Genomic DNA, 9472 nt, shown 5'->3' with positions numbered 1-9472 from the left:
TCGCGGGGCACAAAGAGGTGCCTCGCGTACCCCCCCCCCCCCCCCCCCCCCCCCCCCCCCCCCCCCCCCCCCCCCCCCCCCCCCCCCCCCAGGCCGGTGAGCCACCGGCGCACCGGTGGCTCACCGGCTGGGCGGTCTCAGTTCCGTCAGGTGGCGGGGCCGCGTCGTCTCTCGACAGGTGGTCCTCGCCTCTCGACAGGTGGTTGGGCGAGCCCAGTGATCCGCCACGGAGTGGACCGGCTCTGCAGGCCGGCCGGGGGGCCGGTCTGCGGGCCGGCCGGGGGTGGACCGGCTCCGCGGGCCGGCCGGGGGGTGGGTCGTTGGCGTCGATCCGGCCGGGGTGGGCCGGTGGCGTCGCCCGCCGGACAGCGGGCGGCGCGCAGGTGTCGGCGCTCGCCGGTCAGTGGGCGGCGCGCAGATGGTGGCGCTTGCGCCAGGCCACCACCGTGCCGACCAGCGCCGGCAACGCGATGAAGCCCATGGCGATCAGAAAGGCGGGCGACGTCGGTGACGAGGCGCGGGCGCCGGCGACGACGTAGGCCGCCGTGTTGGGGACGGAACCGAGCGCCGTCGCCAGCAGGAACGGCAGCCAGCCCATCCGGGACACCGCCGCACAGTAGTTGGCGGCCCAGAACGGCACCCCGGGAAACAGCCGGGCCACCATCATCGAGCGGAAGCCGTGCCGGCTGAGCTGGCCGTCCGCCGCCTTCAGCCAGCGGCCCCGCAGCAACGGACGCAGGGCATCCTGCCCCAGGAACCGGCCGAGGCCGAAGGCGAGACCCGCGCCGAGCACGGTGCCGCCGAGGGCAGCGCTCACCCCCAGCTGGGAACCGAACAGGGCCCCCGCCGCGAGGTTGAGCAGCGGCCGCGGCACGAACGCGACCGTGCACAGCCCGTACGCCACCGCGAACACCAGCGCCGCCGCGGCACCGCCGAGTTGTGGCGGCCAGCCGTCCGCCAGCAGCCGCTGCGGCTGGAAGAGCAGCACGCCCGCCGCGGCCGCCGCGAGCAGCGTCAGCAGCAGCGAGAGCCGCGACCACGGGGAGCGCAGGACTCTCGTGCAGCGGGCGGCGACTCCTCTTGGCGCGGTGGAGCCGAACGGGTGAGCGGGCCCGAGGTGCGTGGTGACGGCGAGCTGTCCGGCGCCGAGGACATCCGTGGCGGAGACGAGCTCCTTGGCGGTGGCCGGGGGAGTGGCCGTGGCGGTGCCCCCAGAACGGGTGGTGGCATCGAGCATCCGGTGACACTAACCGACCCATGTGTGTGATCGCCGTATGGTTCGTCTCACGGGCGTCACGGATTCCCCGGCATCGGGTGCGCCGGCCGGTATGCCGGACAGGGGCGGGGCCGCACGCACCCGCCACGCCGGACCGGCGCACCGTCAGATGCGGTGCCGCTGACGGCGGTCCGGGCGGGTCGGCCCGCCCGGACGGTGAGCGACCGGCCCGGGTCAGGAACTCGTGAGGACGACGAGTTGCCGGGTCGCCCGGGTCATCGCGACATAACGGTCCACGGCCCCCTCGATGCCCGTGCCGAAGTCCTCCGGGTCGACGAGGACGACCAGGTCGAACTCGAGCCCCTTCGACAGCTCAGGAGTCAGCGACCGGACGCGGGGCCTCGCCCGGAACGCGGGATCACCGATGACGCACGCGGTCCCCTCGGCGTGCGCGGCGAGCCAGGTCTCCAGGACCGGGTCCAGGTCGGAGACGGACCCGTGGACCACGGGGACGCCGCTGCTGCGGATGGAGGCCGGCACGTTGGCGTCCGGAAGCGCGGCCCGGATCACCGGCTCGGCCTGCGCCATCACCTCCTCCGGCGTCCGGTAGTTGATGCCCAGGGAGGCCAGGCGGATCCGGTCGAGCCCGATCCGCTCCAGCCGTTCCTGCCACGACTCCGTGAAGCCGTGCCGGGCCTGGGCGCGGTCCCCGACGATCGTGAAGCTCCGGGACGGACACCTGAGCAGCAGCATCTGCCATTCCGCGTCGGTCAGTTCCTGCGCCTCGTCCACCACGATGTGCGCGAACGGGCCGGCGAGCAGATCCGGGTCGGCGGTGGGCAGCTCGGACTCGTCGACCAGGCTGACCCGGGCGTCCTCGCCGCGCAGCATCGTCACCAGGCCCTCGCCGTCGTCTCCGTCGGCGCCGGAGTCGGCGGCGGCGTCGATCAGGTTGTCGACGACCTGTGCCATGCGCTCGCGCTGGGCGGCGAGAACGGCCTCGTGCCGGCGCTTCCGCCGGGCCGCCTCCGGGTCGCCGAGGCGCTGCCGTGCCGCGTCCAGGAGCGGCAGGTCGGACACCGTCCAGGCCTGGGCGTCCGCACGCTGCAGCTTCCGGACGTCGTCACGGCTGAGCCAGGGAGCGCACATCCGCAGGTAGGCGGGCACCGTCCACAGGTCTCCCACGAGGTCGGCCGCGTCGAGCAGCGGCCACGCCCGGTCGAACGCCGTACGCAACTCCCGGTCCTGTCGCAGCGACGAGCGGATCACACCCGCGGGCACGCCGGCGTCGTCGTGCTTGTCCACCAGGACCGTGAGCAGTTCCTCCCAGACCTGGTCGCGTGCCTCGTTGTGCGCCGAACCGGGTTCCGCCGCCTCGAACGCCACGGCCCAGTCGTCCGCGCCGAGCCGGACGTCGGACCAGTGGGTCGTGACCGTCATTCCCTTCTCGGGCGGCTCCTCGTAGAACCTGACGGCCGTCTCGATCGCCCGCACCATGTCCGCGGACGACTTCAGACGCGCCACCTCCGGGTCGGCCTCGGCCTTCGCCGCGTCGCCCTCGGCGACGAGGTCCCGCAGGACGCATGTCTGCACGCCCTCCTCTCCGAGGCTCGGCAGGACGTCGGAGACGTAGGCGAGGTAGGGGCGGTGCGGGCCGACGAACAGCACACCGCCCCGACGGTGACCGAGACGCGGGTCCGAGTACAGGAGATAGGCCGAGCGGTGCAGGGCGACGACGGTCTTCCCCGTCCCCGGACCGCCGTCGACGACGAGGGCGCCGCGGGATCCCGCGCGGATGATGGCGTCCTGGTCCGCCTGGATGGTGCCGAGCACGTCACGCATCCGGGCCGACCTGTCGCCGCCCAGGCTGGCGATGAACGCGGACTGGTCGTCGAGCGCGGCGTGCCCGTCGAAGCCGTCCGACGTGAACACCTCGTCCCAGTAGTCGCCGATCCGGCCATGGGTCCAGCGGTACCTGCGACGGCTCGCCAGCCCCATCGGGGCGGCGTGGGTGGCGCCGAAGAACGGCTCTGCCGCGGGCGAGCGCCAGTCGAGCAGCAACCGGCGGCCCGAGCTGTCCGTGAGGCCGAGTCGTCCGATGTACACGGGCTCGCGGTCGTCAGCGCCGACCATGTGTCCGAGGCAGAGATCGAGGCCGAAGCGGCGCAGGGTCCGCAGGCGGGCGGTCAGCCGGTGGATCTCCGCGTCCCGGTCCATCGCCTGCCGGCCGGTGCCGCCGGGCGCCCTGCGTTCGGCGTCCAGACGCCCGGACAGTTCGGCGATGGTCTGTTCGAGGCTCTCCGCGAGGGCCGCGAAGTGCCGTTCGTCTCCGGCGATCAGGCGCGGGTCGGCCTTGTGGGAGAGGTGGTCGGGAAGGTCGAACACGGCGGTGGTCGGCGGGTTCACTTCATCGGCTCCGATCTGGGGTGGCTCGCGACCGTCGTGCTTGGCACGGGGGTCGGGCGGCGGGGCGAACGGGGCGGCCACGTCGGGCGACGCTCCGCGGTGGGCGAGGCCCGACCGTCGGGTCCGAGGTCGCGACCGGCCCGGGTCGAGGTCGCGACCGTCCCGGGTCGTGGTTGCGAAGGGTGCGGGTCAAAGTCGCGAAGGGTGCGGGGCGTGGTGCACCGGGTCCCGCGTGGCAGGTTCCCGGTGACTTCTTCCGCGTGCGCCTGGGGCTCGTGCCACGAGGTCCCCGGAGGTGTCCCGACCGGGGACGGCCGGCTCGCCCCGGCCTCCCGCGCCGCTCACGCGGGCGCGCCCGGCCGGTCCCGGCCCCCGGCCGTGTCGAAACGTCCCCACGCGACGCGTACGTCGACGACAACACAGGCATTCCGTGACTCTCGTTTCCGCAGATCCCGACCTCGGCCGGTCATTTTGCGGCACCCCGGGGGCCTTGCCGCAAGGCCCCCAGTGCGCTATACGTTGAGAGTGGAAAGGAGCGGCTACCCCTCCTTTCCTTCTTTCTTGCGGGTCCGCTCTTCTTTCGGGCGCTCTTCTTTCGGGTCCACCGCGATCGCCGCGGCCCGCCGCGGCCGGCCGGACGGTCACCCCGCGCAGCGCCCCAGCCGGCGCGAAGCCTCTGCCGCGAAGCCTCCGTCCTCTGACGCCCCGTCGGCACCACGCGTCCGAGGGCGCCGAAAACCATTCGACGCGGGCGGACACGTCGGCGATGATCGCCTCATGTTCCGGTACGCCTTCCTCCTCGCAGCATCCGCGGCAGCGGATGCCCCGAAGGCTGCCGTCCCGATCATCGTGGCCGCTGTCGACGGCGCCCGAAGCTGACCCTTCCCGGATCGTCCGGCGGACCCCGCAGGGGGAGGGTCGGCAAGTCCTCGGGGTCCCCGTCCCGGCCCGTACGCGCCGGGGCCATCGCTCAGTTCCGCTGACACGAAGAGGCTTCGAGGTACAGCCATGCCCAAGACGGCTTACGTGCGCACCAAACCGCACCTGAACATCGGCACCATGGGGCACGTCGACCACGGCAAGACCACCCTGACCGCCGCCATCACCAAGGTCCTCGCCGAGCGCGGCTCCGGCACGTTCGTCCCGTTCGAGCGGATCGACCGGGCGCCGGAGGAGGCCGCGCGCGGCATCACCATCAACATCGCGCACGTCGAGTACGAGACCGACACCCGGCACTACGCGCACGTGGACATGCCGGGTCACGCCGACTACGTCAAGAACATGGTCACCGGCGCGGCCCAGCTCGACGGGGCGATCCTCGTCGTGTCCGCGCTCGACGGGATCATGCCGCAGACCGCCGAACACGTGCTGCTCGCCCGGCAGGTGGGCGTCGACCACATCGTCGTCGCCCTGAACAAGGCCGACGCCGGGGACGAGGAGCTCACCGACCTCGTCGAGCTCGAGGTCCGCGAACTGCTCTCCGCGCACGGCTACGGGGGCGAGACCGTACCCGTCGTGCGGGTCTCCGGGCTCAGGGCCCTGGAGGGCGACCCGCGTTGGACCGCGGCGATCGACGCGCTGCTCGACGCCGTGGACACGTACGTGCCCATGCCGGAGCGGTATCTCGACGCGCCGTTCCTGCTGCCCGTCGAGAACGTGCTCACCATCACCGGACGCGGCACGGTCGTGACGGGTGCGGTGGAGCGCGGCACGATCCGGGTCGGCGACCGGGTCGAGGTGCTCGGCGCGGCCGTGGACACGGTGGTCACCGGCCTGGAGACCTTCGGCAAGCCGATGGACGAGGCGCAGGCCGGGGACAACGTGGCGCTGCTGCTGCGCGGGGTGCCCCGTGACGCCGTGCGCCGCGGACACATCGTCGCCGCGCCCGGCAGTGTCGTACCCCGGCGCAGTTTCGTGGCGCAGGTGTACGTCCTGTCGGCGCGCGAGGGCGGCCGTACGACCCCGGTCTCCACCGGTTACCGGCCGCAGTTCTACATCCGCACGGCGGACGTCGTCGGCGACGTCGACCTCGGCGAGGCGGCGGTGGCGCGGCCCGGTGACACCGTCACGATGACGGTGGAGCTCGGCCGGGAGGTCCCGCTGGAACCCGGTCTCGGCTTCGCGATCCGCGAGGGCGGCCGGACGGTCGGCGCGGGGACGGTGACGTCGGTCGGCTGAGCACCGGGCCCGCGCGGCGGGTGCCCGCCCTGGAAGGGGGCGGGCACCCGCTCGGGCATGCACCGGCGTGCGGCGGCGCCCTGCGCGACACTGATGCCGTCGGGTGTCGGCAGCGAGAGGGCGGAAAGCCGTGGCAGGCAAGGCACTTGTGCTCGGTGGCGGAGGCCACGCCGGGGTCGGCTGGCTGACGGGAATCCTGTACGGGCTCGGCGAGGCCGGCGTCGACCTCGGCGACGCCGACGTGGTGATCGGCACGTCCGCCGGTTCGTCCGTAGGAGCCCAGCTCACCTCCGGCAGGCTGACGCTGAAGGAGCTCTACGAGCGTCAACTCGTCCCGCCCACCGGCGAGATGGCCGGACGGTTGAGCGCCGTCCTGATCCTCCGGTTCGTCTGGGCCGCGCTGACCTCACGCACGCCGGAGGCGTACGGCCGGAAGATGGGCAGGACGGCACTCACCGCGAGGACCCCCTCCGAGGCGGCGCGCCGCGCGGCCTTCGAGAGCCGGCTCGTCTCACCCGACTGGCCCGAGCGCGCCCTGCTGATGCCCGCCGTCGACACGGCCACCGGCGAACTCCGGGTCTTCGGCAAGGACAGCGGTGTCCCGCTCGTGGACGCGATGGCCGCGAGCTGCGCCGTCCCGGGCGTCTGGGCGCCGGTCACCCTCGACGGCCGCCGGTGGACGGACGGCGGTATCCACTCCGCGGCCAACGCCCACCTGGCCGCCGGGTACGAGCGCGTGGTCGTCCTCGCTCCCGTCGCCCTCGGTGGTGGTCCTCTGGTGCCGGCCGCCGAGCAGGGACGCAGGCTGGCCGCCGCCGGCGCCCGGGTGGCGGTGGTCACGCCCGACCGGGCGGCGAAGCGGTCCTTCGGCCGCAACCCCCTGGACCCCGCCGCGCGGGCGGGTGCGGCGCGCGCCGGGCGGGACCAGGCGCGCACGCACGCGGCGGAGGTCGCCGAGGTGTGGCTCGCCTGAGACGGACCGGCCCGGTGCGGGACCCGCCCCGGTTCGTACCGACGGCACAATGGAGCCGTGGACAAGCCGATACCCTTGACGCGGGACGTGGATCACGGGACCGCCAAGCTGATGCCGGACGTCGACCGGGAGCGGGCCTGGCTGCTGACCGTCGACGGGGCGCCGCAGTCGTACGTCGACCTGGACGCACCAACGCATCTGGAGTTCGAGTACGCGCGACGGCTCGGGCACGTGCTGGACACGGTCGCGGAACCGGGCCGGCCGCTGGACGTGCTGCACCTGGGCGGGGGCGCGCTCACCCTGCCCCGTTATGTCGCCGCGACCCGTCCCGGATCACGTCAGGACGTCGTGGAGGCCGACCGCGCGCTGCTGGCCCTCGTCGTCGAGCACCTGCCGCTGTCCGAGGCCGCCGGGATCGGCCTGCACGGCGCGGACGCCCGTGCCTGGCTCGAGGCCGCGGCGCCGGCGTCGGCGGACGTCGTCATCGCGGACGTCTTCGGCGGCTCGCGGGTGCCCGCCCATCTGACCTCCGTGGCGTACGCACGCGCCGCCGGGCGGGCGCTGCGTCCCGACGGCGTCTACCTGGCCAACCTCGCCGACGCGGCGCCCTTCGCCTTCCTCCGGTCGCAACTGGCCACCTTCGCCACGGTGTTCGCGGAGCTGGCGCTCATCGCCGAACCGGGCGTCCTGCGCGGACGCCGGTTCGGCAACGCGGTATTGGTGGCGTCCCACCAACCCCTCGACACCGGCGCCCTCGCCCGCCGTACCGCCGCGGACGCCTTCCCCGCGCGCGTGGAACACGGCTCCGCGCTCCGGGAGTTCATCAGCGACGCCGGGCCCGTGCACGACGAGAACGCGGTCCCCTCGCCGGAACCACCGGGCGGCTCCTTCTGCATCGGCTGAACACGCGGGCCGCCAGGCCCCGGGACGACCCGGCCGTTACCGCCCGCGTCGAGGAACCCGGGCTCAGGACTCGGGATCGCCGTGCAGCCGCACCGTGCCGGCGATCTTCTGCACCAGCTCGTCCGGCACCTCGTCACGGACGCCCTTTACCCCGTAGAAGGTGAAGGACGCGAAGTCGCCCGCCGAGTTCTTGAAGGCGAACGTGGTCGCCTTGCCCTCGGTGTCGCACTTGTTGTCCTTCTTGACCCCGCGCGTGTAGCTCGTCGCGATGCTGCCCTTGAGGCCCGACTTCGAGGTGAAGTCCTCGGCCTTGCCGATCACGATCTTCTTCTCGTCGGCCTTGGTCTGGTCCGTGTAACCGGCCCAGGCCCAGGTCGCCGAGTCACTGCGGGCGGCGGCGGCCGTGCTCTTCGCGCCGCTCTGGCCCTTGGTGCCGGCCGCGGCGAGCTCGGTCTCGTCCTTGGTGCCGTCCTTGTCCTCGTCGAACGTGCACCAGTTCTCCTTCAGGAAGGCGGGTGCCGACATGCCGACGACCGCGGAACCGTCGTCCTTCTGCGCGTCCTCGAAACCGATGAAGGTGCCCGGCGTGCGGACCGCCCACTCCGCCGGTACGTCGAAGGCCGTGCCCCACTTGGGGTTGATGACGACCTTCCAGCCGGGGATCGTCGGCTTCTCGTCGTCGGTGCCCCGCGGGTTGTCGGCGGACGCGGACTCGCTCGGCTTCTTCGAGGCGGTGGCGGACGGCTTGGTGGTCTTGCCGTCGGCCTCGTCGTCCTTGTCACCGCCGAGGACCAGGATGCCGGTGACGGCGGCGGTGACGACCACGGCGGTGGCCGCCACGATCGCGACGATCTTCGTGCTCTTCCCGCCGCCGCCCGGCGGTACCGGCGCGCCCGCCGGCGTGGCCGCACCCCACTGTCCCGACCCCGGCTGCTGCTGGTACGGGTTGGGCTGCTGGTACCCCGGCTGCTGAGGTCCGGGCTGCTGATACGGATTCGGCTGCTGGTACCCCGACTGCTGGTACGGGTTCGGGTTCTGGTCCTGCGGGTTCTGCTCGCCCCCGGGCGGCTGCTGTCCTGGCCACATGGGCAGTAACCCTAGTGCCGTCCATGACACGTTTGGGTCACCGGCCCTCGTCAGACCTGTACCGGATCGGGCGCCGGCCGACGGGGATCACCCGGGGGTCCTGGTCAAAGTTAGCTACCCGTGGGTAACATCCTGGTATGAGCGCAGACCAGATGTCGATCGGCGAGATGCTCGCCGCCACCGTGCCGATGGCCAGGACCCTGAACCTCGAGTTCCTGGAGACCACGCCGGAGAAGGCAGTGGTCGCCCTGCCCGATCAGAGCGAATACCACAACCACGTCGGCGGCCCGCACGCCGGAGCGATGTTCACGCTCGGCGAGTCCGCCAGCGGGGCCATCGTCCTGGCCGCGTTCGGGGAGCAGCTCTCGCGTGCCGTGCCGCTCGCCGTCAGCGCCGACATCGCGTACAAGAAGCTCGCGATGGGCCCCGTGAGGGCCACCGCGACGCTGGGCCGCCCCGCCGCGGACGTCGTCGCGGAACTCGACGCCGGGCAGCGTCCGGAGTTCCCCGTCGCCATCGCCATCCAGCGTGCGGACGGTGCCGTCACCGGCGAGATGACCGTCGTATGGACGCTCCGCCCGAACGGCTGACGTCCATCGGTCCGGGGCGGGGGGGGGGAAGTGGGCGGCCCGGACAGGACAGTGGGGAGAGGCACGCCGTAACCGGAACAGGCCCTCGCGCCGGCCCCCCCCCGCAAGTGGGGAAGAAAA

Annotated in this window: 7 protein-coding genes; 4 read left to right on the top strand and 3 right to left on the bottom strand. The window is 73.1% G+C overall.

From position 1 onward, the window contains the following. Window positions 1-400: 400 nt before the first annotated feature. Entirely contained in the window at window positions 401-1237 is an 837-nt protein-coding gene (locus AC069T_RS35325; protein WP_478786626.1) for a TVP38/TMEM64 family protein, read from the bottom strand. 213 nt (window positions 1238-1450) lie between these two features. After that, entirely contained in the window at window positions 1451-3622 is a 2172-nt protein-coding gene (helR, locus tag AC069T_RS35320; protein WP_478786625.1) for an RNA polymerase recycling motor ATPase HelR, read from the bottom strand. Between the two features lie 1008 nt (window positions 3623-4630). On the opposite strand from helR, the gene tuf reads away from it, so the two are divergent. From tuf to AC069T_RS35305, 3 genes are all read left to right on the top strand, one after another. Beyond that, a complete protein-coding gene (gene tuf / locus AC069T_RS35315; protein ID WP_478786624.1) occupies window positions 4631-5800 on the top strand; it encodes an elongation factor Tu in 1170 nt (389 codons plus the stop codon). 130 nt (window positions 5801-5930) lie between these two features. Continuing rightward, on the top strand, window positions 5931-6773 hold the full coding sequence (locus AC069T_RS35310) for a patatin-like phospholipase family protein (RefSeq protein ID WP_478786623.1): 843 nt from the start codon (window positions 5931-5933) through the stop codon (window positions 6771-6773). A 111-nt stretch (window positions 6774-6884) separates the two neighbouring features. Continuing rightward, entirely contained in the window at window positions 6885-7676 is a 792-nt protein-coding gene (locus tag AC069T_RS35305) for a spermidine synthase (protein WP_478786638.1), read from the top strand. A gap of 63 nt (window positions 7677-7739) precedes the next feature. On the opposite strand, the gene AC069T_RS35300 is transcribed toward AC069T_RS35305, so the two are convergent. Further along, window positions 7740-8762, bottom strand: a complete 1023-nt coding sequence (locus AC069T_RS35300; protein ID WP_478786622.1) for a DUF8017 domain-containing protein — start codon at window positions 8760-8762, stop codon at window positions 7740-7742. 137 nt (window positions 8763-8899) lie between these two features. Here AC069T_RS35300 and AC069T_RS35295 point away from each other — a divergent pair, with 137 nt between their 5' ends. Beyond that, window positions 8900-9352, top strand: a complete 453-nt coding sequence (locus AC069T_RS35295; protein WP_478786621.1) for a DUF4442 domain-containing protein — start codon at window positions 8900-8902, stop codon at window positions 9350-9352. Window positions 9353-9472: the final 120 nt, after the last annotated feature.

It is taken from the genome of Streptomyces sp. NPDC043867 (assembly GCF_056435845.1).
Note: the sequence above shows the minus strand (reverse complement) of the source record. Positions and strands in the feature narration are given on the sequence as shown.